Here is a 14725-nt window from a genome sequence, read left to right as displayed (position 1 = left end):
CCGCACCCCGCCCGCCGGAACAACACAAGGAGTCCCCCTCATGCCGGTCACCGTGTCCATCCCGACCATCATGCGCCCGATCACCAAGGGCGAGAAGCGGGTTCAGGCCCAGGGCGCGACCCTGGCCGCCCTCATCGCCGACCTGGAGGCCAACTACCCGGGCCTGGAGGCGAAGCTGCTCAAGGACGGCAAGCTCAACCGCTACGTCAACATCTACGTCGACGACGAGGATGTCCGCTTCAGCGGCGGGCTCGAGGCCGAGGTACCCGAGAACGGTACCGTCACCATCCTCCCGGCGGTCGCCGGCGGCGCGCGCTAATCGTGGCGCGCTACGAGTCGCTGATCGCGACACTGGGCAACACCCCGCTGGTGGGGTTGAAGAACCTGTCCCCGCAGTGGGACGGTGACGAGCACGTGCGGCTGTGGGCCAAGCTCGAGGACCGCAATCCGACCGGATCCATCAAGGACCGCCCGGCGCTGCGCATGATCGAGCAGGCCGAGGCCGACGGGCGGCTCACGCCCGGCTGCACGATTCTCGAACCCACCAGCGGCAATACCGGTATCTCGCTGGCCATGGCGGCCAAGCTCAAGGGCTATCGCCTGGTGTGCGTGATGCCGGAGAACACCTCGGTGGAGCGGCGGCAGCTGCTCACCATGTTCGGCGCCGAGATCATCGACTCCCCGGCCGAGGGCGGCTCCAATCAGGCTGTGGCGCTGGCCAAGCAGATCGCCGCGGAGAATCCGGACTGGGTGATGCTCTACCAGTACGGCAATCCGGCCAACTTGCTGGCGCACTACGAGACCACCGGCCCCGAGATCCTCGCCGACCTGCCCGAGATCACGCACTTCGTGGCGGGTCTGGGCACCACCGGCACGCTCATGGGCACCGGCCGCTTCCTGCGTGAAAAGGTCCCCGGCATCGATATCGTCGCCGCCGAGCCGCGCTACGGCGAACTGGTCTACGGCCTGCGCAATCTCGACGAGGGCTTCGTCCCCGAGCTCTACGACGAGTCCGTCCTGACCTCCCGCTTCTCGGTCGGCCCCTACGACGCCGTCCGCCGCACCCGCGAATTGATCCTCGAAGAGGGCATTTTCGCGGGCATCTCCACCGGCGCCATCCTGCACGCCGCCCTCGGCGTCGCCAAGAAGGCACAGCAGGCGGGCAAGCGCGCCGACATCGCCTTCATCGTCGCCGACGGCGGCTGGAAATACCTCTCCACCGGCGCCTACGACGGCACCCTCGAAGAGGCCGAGGAGAAGCTCGACGGCCAGCTCTGGGCCTGACTCGGCCCCGGCGCCTCGGGGATTTCCCCGAGGCGGTCCGACTCGGTGCGGCGGTAGGCTCGGGGCAGGGCGGCTAGGAGGTCTTGCTATGAGCGGCGGGAGCGGGATGGGCGCGTCGTTCGATCCGGATCGGATCGCGCGGTTGCGGGGACAGCTGGCGAAGCCGGCGGGCGGGTCGGGCGGGAATGGTGCTCTGAAGTTGCTGTGGCAGCGCGCCATTGCGCTGACCCTGGGATTCACGGCGTTGCTGTATCTCGTGGAGGGGGTCAACAGCCTCACGAACAACGAGCTGGATCAGGCGGGGGTGAAGCCGCGCAGCGAGGACGGGCTGGCCGGCATTCTGTTCGCGCCTGTGCTGCATGCCAATTGGGGGCATCTGTTCGGGAACACGCTGCCGGTGATCGTGCTCGGGCTGCTCACCCTGCTGACCGGGATCGGGCGGGGGCTGACGGCGACGGCCATCATCTGGGTGATCGCCGGGGTGGGCCAGTGGTTCACGGCGCCGCCGCACAGCGTGTCGGTCGGCGCCTCGGTGCTGGTGTTCGGCTGGCTCACATATCTGATCTGCTGGGGCTGGTTCGCGCGAAATGTGTTGCAGATCGCGGTCGGAGTGGCGGTGGCGGTGCTCTACGGTTCGATCCTGTGGGGCGTTCTGCCCGGCAACCCGGAAATCTCTTGGCAAGGACATCTTTTCGGGGCGATAGGTGGAGTGGTTGCCGGATGGGTACTCTCTGGGAATGAACGTCGTCATCGTCGTGGGGCTGACGCCGGCCGTCTCGCGTCGCAGGGGTGACGCTGGACGCGGTCGGCGATTTGGGGGATCCCTCCTTGAGTGAGAATGCAGCGTGGCAGCATGGGGGAATGCGCCTCACCGTCCTCGGGTGCTCGGGCAGTGTGTCCGGCCCGGATTCCCCGGCGTCGGGTTACCTGCTGACCGGCCCGGATATGACACCGACCGTCATCGATTTCGGCCCCGGGGTACTCGGCGCGCTGCAGCGCCACCTGGATCCGGGTGAGGTCGACATCTTCCTGACCCACCTGCACGCCGACCACTGCCTGGATTTGCCGGGCCTGCTGGTGTGGCGCCGCTACCACCCCAATCCGCCCACGGGTAAGGCCGTCGTCTACGGCCCCACCGACACCGCGCTGCGAATCGGCAACGCCTCGGCGGAGATCGGCGGCGAGACCGACGACTGGTCCGACGTGATCGACATGCGGGTCTGGCAGGCGGATGTTCCGGCGCCCTTCGGCCCCGGCCACACCGTCGAGGCCCGCCGCATGTACCACCCGCCGGAGTCCTACGGCCTGCGCATCTCCACCGCCGCCGGCCGCACCTTCGTCTACACCGGCGACACCGCCCTGTGTGACGAGGTCTTCGAGTTGGCCAGCGGCGCAGACGTTCTGCTCTCCGAGGCCTCCTGGACCCACGACCCGGCCAACCGCCCGCCGGGTATCCATCTCTCCGGCCACGAGGCGGGCCTGATCGCCGCCCAGGCCGGTGTCGGCGAGCTTCTCCTCACCCACATTCCGCCGTGGACCTCCCGCGAGGACGTCATCGCCGAAGCCAAGGCGGTTTTCAGCGGTCCCGTGCACGCGGTCTCCCCGGGCGAGGTCTTCGACATCTGATCTTCGGCACGCGCCGACGCTATTCCGCGGGGCGCGGGCGACACCGGATCGTGGGCCACTACGCTGAGGGCCGTGTCGAAACGAGCCGATGGCAGGGCGGATGACGAACTCCGCGACGTACGGATCACCCGCGGTTTCACCACGCACCCGGCGGGGTCCGTGCTGGTGGAGTTCGGGCAGACGCGGGTGATGTGCACCGCGAGCGTCACCGACGGGGTGCCGCCGTGGCGGCGCGAGTCCGGATTGGGCTGGCTGACGGCCGAATACGCCATGCTGCCCGCCGCGACGCACACCCGCTCGGGACGAGAGTCGGTGAAGGGCAAGGTCGGTGGCCGCACCCAGGAGATCTCGCGGCTGATCGGCCGTTCGCTGCGCGCCTGCATCGACCTGTCGACCATCGGCGAGAACACCATCGCGGTGGACTGTGATGTGCTGCAGGCCGACGGCGGCACCCGCACCGCCGCCATCACCGGAGCGTATGTCGCGCTCTCGGACGCCATCACCTACCTGGGCGCGGCCGGGAAACTGACCGACCCGCAACCGATCTCCTGCGCCATCGCCGCGGTGAGCGTCGGCGTGGTCGACGGCCGGGTGCGCCTCGACCTGCCGTACGAGGAGGATTCGCGCGCCGAGGTCGACATGAACGTGGTCGCCACCGACACCGGCACCCTGGTGGAGATCCAGGGCACCGGCGAGGGCGCCACCTTCCCGCGCTCCACCCTCGACAAGCTGCTCGACTCCGCACTGGCGGGCTGTGAGCGGCTGTTCGTGGTGCAGAAGGCCGCCCTCGCGCTGCCCTACCCGGGCGTGCTGCCGGAGCCCGGGGAGTCCAAGAAGCGATGACCCGCCGCGTCCTGGTCGCCAGTCGCAATGCCAAGAAGCTGAACGAGCTGCGCCGCATCCTGGATGAGGCCGGTATCGCGGGCATCGAGATCGTCGGGCTGAACGACGTGCCGCCCTACGACGAGGCCCCCGAGACCGCCGCCACCTTCGAGGGCAATGCCGTCGCCAAGGCCCGCGACGGTTTCGCCGCCACCGGATTGCCTTGCGTCGCAGACGATTCCGGTCTCGAGGTGGATGCGCTCAACGGCATGCCCGGCGTGCTGTCGGCGCGCTGGTCCGGTACCCACGGCAATGACGGGGCCAACAACACCCTGCTGCTGGCCCAGCTCGGCGACGTCCCCGACGAGCGCCGCGGCGCCCGCTTCGTCTCCGCCTGCGCCCTGGTCGCCGACGGCGTCGAGGAGGTCGTGCGCGGCGAGTGGCCGGGTGTGATCGGCCGGAAACCGGTGGGCGACGGCGGTTTCGGCTACGACCCGCTGTTCTTCCCGGACGGCGGCGACGTCTCCTCCGCCCAGCTCACCCCGGCCGAGAAGGATGCTGCCTCGCACCGCGGCCGCGCCCTGCGTCAGCTCCTCCCGGCGCTGGCGGCCCTCGCCGGAAACTGAATTCCCGTAGACGCGAAAAGGGTTCGGGGACCTGGTCCCCGAACCCTTTTCGGCCGTTCGCGTGTAGTTCGATCGAGAGAGCGGCAAGTGATCTCGTGCCGTTCGGGGTAACTCCCCGGGTACGCCCAAGATAGTTTCGGCACCCGACCGCCGGCACGGGTCCGCGACGGCCGACGGCTCCCGAGCCGCCCGCTAGCGTCCCGGAGAGGCGGTTCAGCGTCCCGGAGAGGCGGTGAGAGCCTTGACCTCGCGGGTGCGGTAGTGCTCGAAGACGAAGGACAGGAACGGGATCGTGCCCGCGATGCAGGTCAGGGCCGTGGTGGCGGGCTTCCAGCGGGCCTTGATGCCGAGGTCGATGGTGAAGACCAGGTAGATCATGTAGAAGATGCCGTGCACCTGGCCGATGTAGAACAGCCAGTGCGGGGCGGTGCTGCTGTCGTCGAGGATGAGGTACTTGTAGACCATCTCACCGCACAGCACCAGCAGCCAGACACCGGTGATGTAGGCCAGGGCGCGGTAGCGGGTCAGCGCGCCGCGGATCTTCGCGGGCGCGGCGGCGCCGAGTGGGCGGGGTGCCAGCGTGGTGTCACCGGCGACGGGGGATGGTGCGGAGTTGTCGCGGGTGCTCAACCGGCGCTCCTCTCGGTGTGGTGCAGACCGGCGTCACGGACCTTGTCGTCCATGTCACGGGCGTGCAGATCGGCCAGGTACCTGTTGTATTCGGCGAGCTCGGGATCCTCGTCCCGGGCGGCTTTCGGGCGCTCCGGCAGCAGGCCCGCCGGGATTTCGCGCGGCGCCGTGGGTTTCGGCCGGCGCGGCCGGTCGGCGGGGGCGCCGGTCGGCGTGGACGCGGCGGCCGGTTCCGACACCGGAGCGTCGTAATGCTCGGCTTCCTGCTCCAGGCGCACGAATCGGACGTAGGCCCACACCACGAATCCGGCGAACAACGGCCATTGCAGCGCGTAGCCGAGATTCTGATAGGTGCCGCCGCCGGACTCGAAACGGGTCCACTGCCAGTAGCCCAGCCCCAGGCATGCCGCGAACGCCACAACCACGAACACGATCAGGGCCGGGCGGCGATGGGGAGCGGGCACGCACTCCACGGTACCTGGGGACTACGCACTGCGTAGTAGGAGGTGGGTAACAGCAGGGCCCGCCGCACCGGATGATGCGACGGGCCCCGGGCACGGGGCTCAGAGCTTGTAGGTGACCCCGGTCAGACGCTCGGACTCGGTCCAGAGCCTGCGCAGCAGTTCCGGATCCTGCGAGATCTTGCTGGACGGCGAGGGCTCGACCGGGCCCTGGCTGCCGAACAAGCGGGTGGGACCCCAGTAGACGGTCGGGTCGGCGTCGGTATTGGTCGCGGCGAACAGCGAGGAGTAGGCCGCGTGGTATGGGGACTGGCCCACGATCCGGATGAACGGCTTCGAGATCTTGTCGAGGACGGTTTCGGTGTGGGCGAACAGGTCGGTCGCCGAGACGCCCGGGTGTACCGCGTAGGAGCGCTTGGCCGAACCGGCCTCGGTCAGCCGCCGCTGCAGTTCGCGGGCGAACATCAGGTTCGACAGCTTGGCCTGCGCGTAGGCGAGATTGCGCTGGTAGCGGCGGTGCTCGTAGTTGAGGTCGTCGATCCACAGCTTGGGTGTCTGCTTGTGGGCGATGGAGGCCAGGGTGACCACCCGGTCGCCGATCCGGTCCAGCAGCAGCCCGGTCAGGGCGAAGTGGCCGAGATGGTTGACGCCCCACTGGGTTTCGAAGCCGTCCTTGGTGCGGGAGAACGGGATGTTCATCAGGCCCGCGTTATTGATGAGCACGTCGAATTCGCCTGTGCCCTCGGCGAACTGCCGCACCGAGTCGAGGCTGGCCAGGTCCAGGCTCGCCACCCGCACGTCACCCTCGATGCGGTCGGCCACCTCCTGGGCCTTGGCGGCATTGCGGCAGGCCATGATGACGGTGGCGCCCTTGCCCGCGAGCACCGTGGTGGTCTGCTCGCCGAGCCCGCCGTTGGCGCCGGTGATCACGAAGGTGCGTCCGGTCTGGTCCGGGATTTCGCTGGGCTTCCATGCCATGGCTGCTGACCTCACAATTCGAGTCGTTGGTTCGACCTTACTTCAGAGTAAGTTCCGGCGGTAGCCCTCGCGGGCCGGGGCAAACTTGTGACAGTCATAAAATGGTGATGATAATGGTTTCATGGCATCCCCGCCCACCGCCGCGCCGCTGGGCCTGCGCGAGCGCAAAAAGCTGCAGACCAGACAGAACATCTCGAACACCGCCACCCGGCTGTTCCTGGACCGCGGCTACGACAATGTCACCATCGCCGAGATCGCCGAGGCTTCCGAGGTCGCCAAGATGACCGTGACCAACTACTTCCCGCGCAAGGAAGACCTGGTGCTGGATATTCACGACGCCTTCGTCGCGGGTCCGGCGGTCACGGTGCGCGAGCGGCGGGCCGGTGAGTCGGCGCTGGCCGCGCTGCGGCGGGTGTATCTGGCCGCGGTCGCGGACAAGGATGCCGTGCTCGCCGGATTCTCCGGGCCGGACTTCGCCGCCCTGATCACCGGCAGCCCCGCGCTGGTGGCGCGGCTGCGGGAGTTCCACGAGGACCGGGAGCGGCGGCTGGCCGAGGTGCTGGCGCGGGAAACTGGTTGCGCCGCAGATGATTTCACCGCCCGGCTGGCGGCCGCGCTGCTGGGCGGCGTGCATCGCACCCTGTTCGAGGAGGTGCTGCGGCGCACGGTCGCGGGGGAGTCGAACGACGCCATCGCCACGATGCTGGGCGAGCAGGTGGCTGCGGCCTTCGGCACCCTCGAACCCGCGCTCGGCGGGTACGCGGTGCGCGCGAACTGACCGGTGCCGCACACGAACTGATCGGTCGCTCTGTGGAATGGCCGAGTCGCCGTGTCGTTGCCACAGAGTGGCTGGTGAGCGGCTCATCGTGGCGCGCGGTGCAGGGGCTGGGGGCGGGCGGGCTCATGGTCACCTCGACGGCCCTCATCGCCGATGTCATCCCGCTGCGCGAACGCGGCAAGTACCAGGGCGCGCTGGGCGCGGTCTTCGGCATCACCACCGTCATCGGGCCGACGCTGGGCGGGTTGTTCACCGACCACCTGAGCTGGCGCTGGTGCTTCTACGTGAATGTCCCTCTGGCCATCGTCATGATCGCGCTGGCGGCCCGCACCATCCCGATGACCAGGGCGGTCGTCAAACCGATCGTGGACTACCTCGGCATCGCGCTGATCGCGGTCGGCGTCGCCTGCCTGATCCTCGGATTGGAGTGGGGCGGGCAGGAATACGCGTGGGGCTCGCCCACCATCATCGGCCTGTTCGCGGCCGCGGTGGTGCTGATGGCGACCTTCGTGGCCGCGGAGTTCCGGGCCCCCGAACCCATGCTCCCCATGCACCTGTTCCGCAGCAATGTGTTCACGGTGTGCTCGATCCTGAGCTTAATCGTCGGCTTCGCGCTGCTGGGCGCCATGACCTACCTGCCCGCGTATCTGCAATACGTGCAGGGTGTTTCGGCGACCGCGTCCGGAGTGCGCACGCTGCCGCTGGTGGTCGGGTTGTTCTTCACGTCGATCCTGTCCGGCAATATCGTCGGAAAGACGGGGCACTACAAGGCTTTCCCGATCATCGGCTGCGCGGTGATGGCGCTGGGGCTGTACCTGATGTCGACTATGGGGGCGAACACCAGCTTCTGGGTCATGTCGGTGTACATGCTGATCCTGGGCTTGGGTGTCGGTCTGGCCATGCAGGTGCTGACCATCGCCGTGCAGAACAGCGTCCCGTACTCGGATCTGGGGACCGCCACCTCCGGCGTCACCTTCTTCCGCACCATCGGCAGCGCGTTCGGTACCACCGTGTTCGGCACCCTGTACACGAACAAGCTGCGCCCGAATCTGGAGGCGGCGCTGATCGAGGCGCGGGTCCCGCCGCAGGCGGCGCAGAATCCGGCGGTGCTGCGGGATCTGCCGAAACAGCAGTCCGCACCCATCATTCACGCCTACGCGGACTCCATCGACTTCGTCTTCCGCTGGGTGGTGCCGGTGGCCCTGCTCGGTGTCGTGGTGGCGTTCTTCCTGAAGCAGGTGACACTCCGCGACAGCGCGCGGGCCGAGGCCACCGATGTGGGGGAGCAGTTCTCCGTGCCGGACTCCGCCGATCGATTGGTGCAACTCGAGCGTTGCCGATCGGGTTCTGCTGGATCAGGCGATCGACAATATCGCCACCAAGCTGCTCGACGAGGCCGACCGCCCGGACGTCCTGCCGGTGCGCTGACCGTGGCGTCCGATGCCCCGCCGCGGAATCTGCAGCGGGGCATCGGTTTTCGACGGCAGGGCCGCTCGACGATCAGACCGACACGGTGGCGGGCCGCACGGTGGCGTCCCAATCGATCCGGAAGCGCTGCTCACCGCCCAGCATCTTCTCCGGATCCATCCGCTTGAACAGCAGCGGCATCATCAGCTGCATGGCCTTGCGGGCGACGGGCCCGGCGGCCTTGGTCTGGTTCATCCGGGCGACGCGGGCCGCGACCCCCTCCACCCGCGGCCGCCGCAGCGCCTCGTAGGTGGCGAAAGCCCGTGCCGGATCGTCGATATCGCGCAGGCACCGGGCCAGCTCGATCCCGCTCTCGATGGCCAGCGAGGCCCCCTGCCCGGAGGTGTTGCTCGGCGCGTGGATGGCGTCGCCCGTGAGTGCCAGCCGGCCCCGGTACCAGTGCGGCACCGGCGGCATGATGTGCAGCGCGCCGATCACGGCCAGCTGCGCCGGGGTGGTGCGGCGGGCCAGCTGCTCGCCCGGATCCTCCCCGGCGTAGGTTTCGCGCAGCGCGCGCAGCCACTGCTCGGCGGGGACGGTCCGGGCCTCGGTCAGCGAGTAGTACTGCTCGCTGGGCAGATTCGCGCCCCACGAGACCCGCCCGTCGGGCATGGCCCAGTAGAGGTAGTAGGCGCGCCGGCCGAAGGCGAAGGTCATCATGCCCGGCTCCAGGTCGATCGGGCAGTCGGTGTACGCGCCGAAGCTGAGCATGCGCAGGTACGTCGGCCCGGGGGCCTTCGGATCGACCAGGGTGCGCACGGTGGAGCGGATTCCGTCCGCGCCGATGAGGACATCCGCGGTCGCGCTGCTGCCGTCGGCGAAGATGGCGGTCACCCCGCCCGCGTGCTCCTCCACCTCGATGAGCCGCTTGTCGTACTCGAAGCGCACCCCGGCGGCGACGGCACTGTCGTGCAGTACCCGGTGCAGGTCGGCGCGGTCGATCACCCGCAGCGGCTCGATATCGGTCATGCCGGGCAGCTCGAATCGCTTGCCGTTGACCGACATCGAGGATCGGCTGATGGGCACCGCGTGGGCGCGCACCGCGTCGCCGGCCCCGACGATGTCGAGCGCGGCCACGCCGTTGGGCGCGAGCGCCAGGTTGGAGCCGATGCCGTAGGCGGGACCCGGATAGGCCTCGTAGACGGTGACGTCGATACCGGACTTGTGGAGCGCGGTGGCGGTGACGGGGCCGGAGATGCCGCCACCGATGACGAGTGCGGAACGAATGGACATGGTTCTCTCCCGAGAAGTGTTCGCAGGGGTGTCGAAAACCCCGAACCGTCCCGCGCGTGGAGAACCCAGTTATCCTGTAGTTGCCAAACTCGGCACCGGGTTCGCCTGCACGGACGCGGTTCGAGACGGTGTGTTCCCGGGCTTCGGCGGCGGTGTTGCAGCACCCTCGCCGGGGCCCGGTCCATGTGGATCAGTCGTGCTGGGACTGCGGTGTGTCGGCTCCCCCTTCCGCCGGCTCTGCGATGTCGGCGGGCATGACGCCGTCGCGATGCCAGGCCCGCCAGCCCTCCACGTCCGGGAAGCTGCCGTCGGCGAGCGAATCGCGCAGTGCGCGTGCCCATTCGGACTCCGCTGCCAGCATGGCCAGCTCGTAGTCCTCTTCGATCAGGAACAGCCGCGGCACCGTGCCGTCCAGGGCGGCCAGTTGGGTGCGGTTTTCGGCAATGGTCCGGTCCAGCTTGGTGATTCGCTGGGTGAGCAGGTCGACGACCTCGTCGGGCGGCAGCACCGAGGCGACGGACAGCCCGGCCATGAAGCGGCGCTTCTCCGGCTCGGGGTCGGCGATGAGTTCCCTGGTCCAGTCGGTGAGTTCGGCGCGCCCGGCGTCGGTGATCCGGTAGATGGTCCGTTCCGGCCGGGCGCCGTCGCGTTCGCTGCCCGCGATCTCGAGGAAGCCGTGCTTGGCGAGGTTGTCCACGACCGTGTAGAGCGAGCCCCACTTGATGCTCATGTCGTTGTCCTTGCCCCATGCCCGCAACTGCGCGGCGATCTCGTATCGATGCATGGGTTTGGCGACGACGGCGGACAGCACCGCCAGCCCCATCAGATTGGCGACCTTGCGCTTGCGGGCCATCCGGCACCCCCTTACTCGTCTACGAATATACGTCTACGAGTATTCGGTGACAAGCATTCGGCCGGAATCGAGCTCCGATCGGCGTCTACGCGTGGGCGAAGCGGGCGCGCAGGTGGTCGGAGGTGGCCTGGTCGGCGGGCAGGAACGCCTCGAGGTGCAGCTCGGACAGGGTGATGTCGGTGGCCGTCGCGAACGAGGTGATCGTGGTGATGAGCCGCAGCTCGCCCGCCTCGGACCGCAGTCGCAGCGGAACCGCGAAACCCAGATGTCCCGGGCCCGGCTCCACCGGCGGCAGATAGCCGTCGAGTTCGGCGATGAGCGCGTCCAGCGCGGGATCCGGGCTGCGGCCCGCGCGATTGCGGAGGCTGTCGGTGACGTGCCGCCCCCACTCCGGCAGGTTCTCCACCCGCCGGGCCAGCCCGTCCGGGTGCAGGGCCAGCCGCAGCACATTGATCGGGGGCTCCAGCAGTTCCGGCGCACAGCCCTCGGTCAGCAGCTCGAATCCGGGATTGGCCGCCACCAGCACGCCGAACGGCCGGGTCACCACGGCCGGATACGGCAGATGCCCCTGCAGGATGGTGTCCAGCGCATGCCGGACCGCGTCGAGTTCCGGTGCGTCCAGCGAGGATTCGGGAAAGATCGGCGCATAGCCCGCTGCCAGCAGCATGGCGTTGCGCTCCCGCAGGGACAGTCCCAGCACCTCGGCCAGGCGGACCACCATGATCCGTCCCGGCTGCGAGCGCCCCTGCTCCAGGAAGCTCAGATACCGCTGGCTGGTCTCGGCGGCGATGGCCAGATCGAGCTGGCTCAACCGCCGCCGTGTCCGCCAGTCGCGGAGCTGCTGTGCGAACGGTGTGGTCGTGGCCGGGGCCATGGTCGTCATACCTCCACTGTGTTCGAGGGGGTGTCGCGTCGCGATTCCCTCCAGGGAATCGTCACACGGCAGGCGAGCCGCGTCTTGATCATTCCCTGCAGGGAATCGCGGTGGCGGCCGGCGCGGCACAGACTCGGAGCCATGAGCGATGGACATGATCAGAACCCGAATGGTGTTGCCTACCACCTGGATCCGCTGCGCGGCATGGCCGGATTGAGCACGGCGGTGCAGGCGGCGCCGATCCCCGGACCGCACCAGGTGCTGGTGCGGGTGCGCGCCGCCTCCCTGAACCGGCGCGACATCATGCTGATGGAGGGCACCTACCCGGTGCCGGCCCGGCCGGGCGTGGTGCCGTTGGTGGACGGCGTCGGTGAGGTGATCGGCCTGGGTGCGGGCGTGACCCGTGCGGCGCTGGGCGACCGGGTGATGGGCACCTACTTCGTCGGCTGGAACGACGGCCCGCAGACCCAGGCGCTGAGCGGTGAGCAGTACGGCGCGAACCACGACGGCTGGCTCGCGACCTATGTGCTGCTGGAAGAGGACTCGGTGGTGCAGGTGCCGCCGTATCTCACCGACGCGGAAGCCGCCGCCCTCACCTGCGCGGGTCTGGTGGCCTGGGCCGCGGTGACCAAGCCGGTGCCGGTCGGCCCGGGCGACACCGTGCTCACGGTCGGCTCGGGTCCGGTCGGCCTCTTCGCGGTGCAGCACGCGAAAATGCTGGGCGCGCAGGTCATCTCCCTGACCTCGTCGCCGGAGAAGGGTGAGCGCCTGCGCAAGCTGGGCGCGGACGAGGTGGTGGACCGGACCGCGACCCCGGACTGGGAGCGGGTGGTGCTGGAGCTCACCGACGGCCTGGGCGTAGAGCGCGTGGTGGAGGCGGTGGGCAAGCGGACGCTGGCGAAATCCCTTGCGGCCACGGCCTACAACGGCGAGGTCGTGCTGATCGGGGCCTTCTCGGCCGAGCCGGGGCAGCAGCCCGCCGATCCGCTGGGCGGCAAGTATGCCGGCCTGCGCCGCATCGCAGTGGGCAGCCGGGCGGATCTGGAGTTCATGAACCGCACCATGGCCGAGCACGGCATGCGGCCGGTGATCGATCGGGTGTATCCGTTCGAGCGGGCGGTCGAGGCGTTCGAATACTTCGAGACCGGTGACCCGTTCGGCAAGGTGGTGGTCACCCTGAATTGAGCGCAACTTACTGGCAATCGGTTTGGATAGATATCTACCTGGAACTATTTCCTTACCTTGTAGCCGGTTCAGATAGTCAGCAAATCTGTGTACCGTGCCTTGAAGGAGAAGCATTTCGGATCTACGAGCGTGTGCTTCGAGCCGAAGGAGTTCCCCGATGGCGGTGGGCGCGGTACGCGAGAGACCCGGTGCGGCGGGGGAGGAGCCCGCCGCCGCAGCGAATGACGGGACCCCCGGTCTGACCGCGGTGGGGACGATGCCCGCCAAGGTGCTCGGCGGCCTCCTGGTCCTCTCGTTCAGCGTGATCGTCGCCCTCATCGGCGGCACCATGTGGGCCGCTCTCGACAGACCCGGCGGCGCCGAAACACCGGACACCCCACCGGCTTCCACATCCACCGCCCCGGTGTCCGTCAAGGCGCAGCCCCAGGCACCCCCGTCCGCCACCTCCGCCGCTCCGTCACCGCCACCGCCCGCCCCGGCCGCAGCGCAGAATCCCACGCCCGCCCCGGCGCCCTCACCTGCCCCTGCTCCTGGCCCCGCCCCCGCCCCGCAAACCGAGCAATACGTCCCTCCGCCCGCGCCGGTCCAGGTGGCTCCCGAGCCGCCCGCACCCGCTCCGGTGGCGCCGCCTCCACCACCGGCCCCCGCACTGCCGGACATCCTGGCCCCGATCCTCCCGTTCCTGGTGCCACCCCCGCCCCCGCCCGCTCCCTAGTTGTCGCGGCCCGGAATCCGAAGGAGGACAGCCATGCTGGGCACGGCAGACGAGATCCGGCGCGACCAAGGCGATATCGACCCCCGGCGGCTGGTCCGCGTGGTCCTGGCCGCAGTCCTCATGGCGATGGCTGTCGGGGCGGGCATCTGGCTCACCTCGTCCGGTGATCGCCCGATCGCCGATACCTCGATCGTGAATGTTCCCCGCCCGCGTCACGATCATTTCGCCCCCGCTCCGCATCCGCCCAAAGTCGCGCCCGCCCCGCGCCCGCCCAATGTCCCTGCCGCCGAACAGGTTCCGTCCGGTCCGGCCCCGGATCCGGCTCCGCCAGTGGTGATTCCGGCGCCCGTCGCACCGCATCCGGTGAATATCCCGGCGCTGGTGGGCCCGGGTGGTGGGCCGGCGAAACCGCTCGCGCCGCCGGAGGATTCGGGCCGGCCTTCCGGCTAGAGTCCGGAAATCCCTGCCAGCTGGCCGATTCCGTAGGTGACGGCCATGGCCAGCGCACCGCCGATGACCACCCGGAGCACGGCGCGGCGTGGATTGCTGCCACCGAGCCGGGCGCTCACCGACCCGGTCAGGGCCAGCGCCACCAGCACGGCGGCGAAACAGACGGGGATGCGCCACTGGGTCGGGGGCAGCAGGATGGCCAGGATCGGCAGAATGGCGCCGATGGTGAAGGAGACGGCCGACGACAGCGCGGCCTGCCACGGATTGGTGAGTTCGTGTGGGTCCAAACCCAATTCGGCCTCGGCGTGGGCGGCGAAGGCGTCGTGCGCGGTGAGTTCCTGGGCCACCTGGCGGGCGGTCTCGGCGGACAGTCCCTTGGCCCGGTAGATCTGGGTCAGCTCGGCCAGTTCGTATTCCGGCTCCTCGGCCAGCTCCCGCTTCTCCTTGGACAGCAGGGCGCGCTCGGAGTCGCGCTGGGTGCTGACCGAGACGTATTCGCCGACTGCCATGGAGATGGCGCCGGCGGCCAGACCCGCGACGCCCGCGGTGAGGATGGCGCTGGAGTCGGTGGACGCGGCGGCGACACCGACCACCAGGCCGGCGGTGGAGACGATGCCGTCATTGGCGCCCAGCACGCCGGCCCGCAACCAGTTGAGGCGGGCGGCGAGGCCCTCGTCGTGCGGCTCGTGCGGGTGCGGTAGCGCTGCGTCGGCGGCTCCGGTGTCGTCCACGTGGGCAGCCTA

General features: G+C 69.2%; 18 protein-coding genes. 11 read left to right on the top strand and 7 right to left on the bottom strand.

All coding sequences use genetic code 11. The features are described 5' to 3' along the window. Window positions 1–40 precede the first annotated feature (40 nt). The 6 genes from ACFXHE_RS30585 (at window position 41) to ACFXHE_RS30560 (ending at window position 4358) form a co-directional block, all read left to right on the top strand. A complete protein-coding gene (locus ACFXHE_RS30585) occupies window positions 41–319 on the top strand; it encodes a MoaD/ThiS family protein (protein WP_354850207.1) in 279 nt (92 codons plus the stop codon). Window positions 320–321: 2 nt separating this feature from the next. Continuing rightward, on the top strand, window positions 322–1284 hold the full coding sequence (locus tag ACFXHE_RS30580; protein WP_379387880.1) for a PLP-dependent cysteine synthase family protein: 963 nt from the start codon (window positions 322–324) through the stop codon (window positions 1282–1284). Between the two features lie 88 nt (window positions 1285–1372). Further along, window positions 1373–2077: a rhomboid family intramembrane serine protease gene (locus ACFXHE_RS30575; RefSeq protein WP_379387879.1), complete on the top strand. Its 705-nt coding sequence runs from the start codon at window positions 1373–1375 to the stop codon at window positions 2075–2077. 68 nt (window positions 2078–2145) lie between these two features. Then, window positions 2146–2910 (top strand): cyclic nucleotide-degrading phosphodiesterase, encoded by a 765-nt coding sequence (locus ACFXHE_RS30570; RefSeq protein WP_379387910.1) that lies wholly within the window; start codon window positions 2146–2148, stop codon window positions 2908–2910. Window positions 2911–2982: 72 nt separating this feature from the next. Then, the gene (gene rph, locus ACFXHE_RS30565) at window positions 2983–3753 is read left to right on the top strand and encodes a ribonuclease PH (RefSeq protein WP_379387878.1); all 771 of its coding nucleotides are present in this window, start codon (window positions 2983–2985) and stop codon (window positions 3751–3753) included. After that, window positions 3750–4358 carry a non-canonical purine NTP pyrophosphatase gene (locus tag ACFXHE_RS30560; RefSeq protein WP_379387877.1) on the top strand — a complete coding sequence of 203 codons (609 nt, stop codon included), beginning with the start codon at window positions 3750–3752 and terminating at the stop codon, window positions 4356–4358. Before rph ends, ACFXHE_RS30560 begins: the two co-directional genes overlap by 4 nt. Window positions 4359–4571: 213 nt before the next feature. On the opposite strand, the gene ACFXHE_RS30555 is transcribed toward ACFXHE_RS30560, so the two are convergent. From ACFXHE_RS30555 to ACFXHE_RS30545, 3 genes are all read right to left on the bottom strand, one after another. Continuing rightward, complete coding sequence (locus tag ACFXHE_RS30555) at window positions 4572–4937, bottom strand: DUF3817 domain-containing protein (RefSeq protein WP_379387909.1); 366 nt, start codon at window positions 4935–4937, stop codon at window positions 4572–4574. A gap of 47 nt (window positions 4938–4984) precedes the next feature. Beyond that, complete coding sequence (locus tag ACFXHE_RS30550) at window positions 4985–5452, bottom strand: transcriptional regulator (protein ID WP_379387876.1); 468 nt, start codon at window positions 5450–5452, stop codon at window positions 4985–4987. 99 nt (window positions 5453–5551) lie between these two features. Further along, a complete protein-coding gene (locus tag ACFXHE_RS30545; protein WP_379387875.1) occupies window positions 5552–6427 on the bottom strand; it encodes an oxidoreductase in 876 nt (291 codons plus the stop codon). Window positions 6428–6548: 121 nt separating this feature from the next. Between ACFXHE_RS30545 and ACFXHE_RS30540 the strand changes: the two genes are divergently transcribed. Both ACFXHE_RS30540 and ACFXHE_RS30535 read left to right on the top strand, forming a co-directional pair. Then, entirely contained in the window at window positions 6549–7205 is a 657-nt protein-coding gene (locus ACFXHE_RS30540) for a TetR/AcrR family transcriptional regulator (RefSeq protein WP_379387874.1), read from the top strand. Window positions 7206–7279: 74 nt separating this feature from the next. Then, window positions 7280–8800 (top strand): MFS transporter, encoded by a 1521-nt coding sequence (locus ACFXHE_RS30535; RefSeq protein WP_379387873.1) that lies wholly within the window; start codon window positions 7280–7282, stop codon window positions 8798–8800. Here ACFXHE_RS30535 and ACFXHE_RS30530 read toward each other — a convergent pair. The 3 genes from ACFXHE_RS30530 to ACFXHE_RS30520 all read right to left on the bottom strand — a co-directional run bounded on the left by ACFXHE_RS30530 (window position 8706) and on the right by ACFXHE_RS30520 (window position 11641). Beyond that, window positions 8706–9905, bottom strand: coding sequence for an FAD-dependent oxidoreductase (locus ACFXHE_RS30530; protein ID WP_379387872.1), 1200 nt, complete (start codon window positions 9903–9905; stop codon window positions 8706–8708). The two genes, ACFXHE_RS30535 and ACFXHE_RS30530, sit on opposite strands and share 95 nt — an antisense overlap. A gap of 190 nt (window positions 9906–10095) precedes the next feature. Then, window positions 10096–10758 carry a PadR family transcriptional regulator gene (locus ACFXHE_RS30525; protein WP_379387871.1) on the bottom strand — a complete coding sequence of 221 codons (663 nt, stop codon included), beginning with the start codon at window positions 10756–10758 and terminating at the stop codon, window positions 10096–10098. An 85-nt stretch (window positions 10759–10843) separates the two neighbouring features. Beyond that, window positions 10844–11641, bottom strand: coding sequence for a helix-turn-helix domain-containing protein (locus tag ACFXHE_RS30520; RefSeq protein WP_379387870.1), 798 nt, complete (start codon window positions 11639–11641; stop codon window positions 10844–10846). Window positions 11642–11773: 132 nt separating this feature from the next. Between ACFXHE_RS30520 and ACFXHE_RS30515 the strand changes: the two genes are divergently transcribed. The 3 genes from ACFXHE_RS30515 (at window position 11774) to ACFXHE_RS30505 (ending at window position 13982) form a co-directional block, all read left to right on the top strand. Beyond that, window positions 11774–12817: an NAD(P)-dependent alcohol dehydrogenase gene (locus ACFXHE_RS30515; protein WP_379387869.1), complete on the top strand. Its 1044-nt coding sequence runs from the start codon at window positions 11774–11776 to the stop codon at window positions 12815–12817. 157 nt (window positions 12818–12974) lie between these two features. Further along, window positions 12975–13532, top strand: coding sequence for a hypothetical protein (locus tag ACFXHE_RS30510; protein WP_379387868.1), 558 nt, complete (start codon window positions 12975–12977; stop codon window positions 13530–13532). A gap of 33 nt (window positions 13533–13565) precedes the next feature. Then, on the top strand, window positions 13566–13982 hold the full coding sequence (locus ACFXHE_RS30505) for a hypothetical protein (protein ID WP_379387867.1): 417 nt from the start codon (window positions 13566–13568) through the stop codon (window positions 13980–13982). Here ACFXHE_RS30505 and ACFXHE_RS30500 read toward each other — a convergent pair. After that, window positions 13979–14713 carry a VIT family protein gene (locus tag ACFXHE_RS30500; RefSeq protein ID WP_379387866.1) on the bottom strand — a complete coding sequence of 245 codons (735 nt, stop codon included), beginning with the start codon at window positions 14711–14713 and terminating at the stop codon, window positions 13979–13981. The genes ACFXHE_RS30505 and ACFXHE_RS30500 overlap by 4 nt on opposite strands. Between the last annotated feature and the right edge of the window lie 12 nt (window positions 14714–14725).

The organism is Nocardia sp. NPDC059229 (assembly GCF_042754165.1).
Taxonomy (GTDB): Bacteria; Actinomycetota; Actinomycetes; order Mycobacteriales; family Mycobacteriaceae; genus Nocardia.
The sequence above is the reverse complement of the archived record's forward strand: the minus strand, read 5'-3'. Positions and strand labels throughout refer to the sequence as shown.

Coding starts and splice junctions, on each gene's coding strand:
- ACFXHE_RS30585 (WP_354850207.1), top strand. CDS start 41: ATGCCGGTCACCGTGTCCATCCCGACCATCATGCGCCCGATCACCAAG.
- ACFXHE_RS30575 (WP_379387879.1), top strand. CDS start 1,373: ATGAGCGGCGGGAGCGGGATGGGCGCGTCGTTCGATCCGGATCGGATC.
- ACFXHE_RS30570 (WP_379387910.1), top strand. CDS start 2,146: ATGCGCCTCACCGTCCTCGGGTGCTCGGGCAGTGTGTCCGGCCCGGAT.
- ACFXHE_RS30560 (WP_379387877.1), top strand. CDS start 3,750: ATGACCCGCCGCGTCCTGGTCGCCAGTCGCAATGCCAAGAAGCTGAAC.
- ACFXHE_RS30545 (WP_379387875.1), bottom strand. CDS start 6,427: ATGGCATGGAAGCCCAGCGAAATCCCGGACCAGACCGGACGCACCTTC.
- ACFXHE_RS30540 (WP_379387874.1), top strand. CDS start 6,549: ATGGCATCCCCGCCCACCGCCGCGCCGCTGGGCCTGCGCGAGCGCAAA.
- ACFXHE_RS30530 (WP_379387872.1), bottom strand. CDS start 9,905: ATGTCCATTCGTTCCGCACTCGTCATCGGTGGCGGCATCTCCGGCCCC.
- ACFXHE_RS30525 (WP_379387871.1), bottom strand. CDS start 10,758: ATGGCCCGCAAGCGCAAGGTCGCCAATCTGATGGGGCTGGCGGTGCTG.
- ACFXHE_RS30520 (WP_379387870.1), bottom strand. CDS start 11,641: ATGACGACCATGGCCCCGGCCACGACCACACCGTTCGCACAGCAGCTC.
- ACFXHE_RS30515 (WP_379387869.1), top strand. CDS start 11,774: ATGAGCGATGGACATGATCAGAACCCGAATGGTGTTGCCTACCACCTG.
- ACFXHE_RS30510 (WP_379387868.1), top strand. CDS start 12,975: ATGGCGGTGGGCGCGGTACGCGAGAGACCCGGTGCGGCGGGGGAGGAG.
- ACFXHE_RS30505 (WP_379387867.1), top strand. CDS start 13,566: ATGCTGGGCACGGCAGACGAGATCCGGCGCGACCAAGGCGATATCGAC.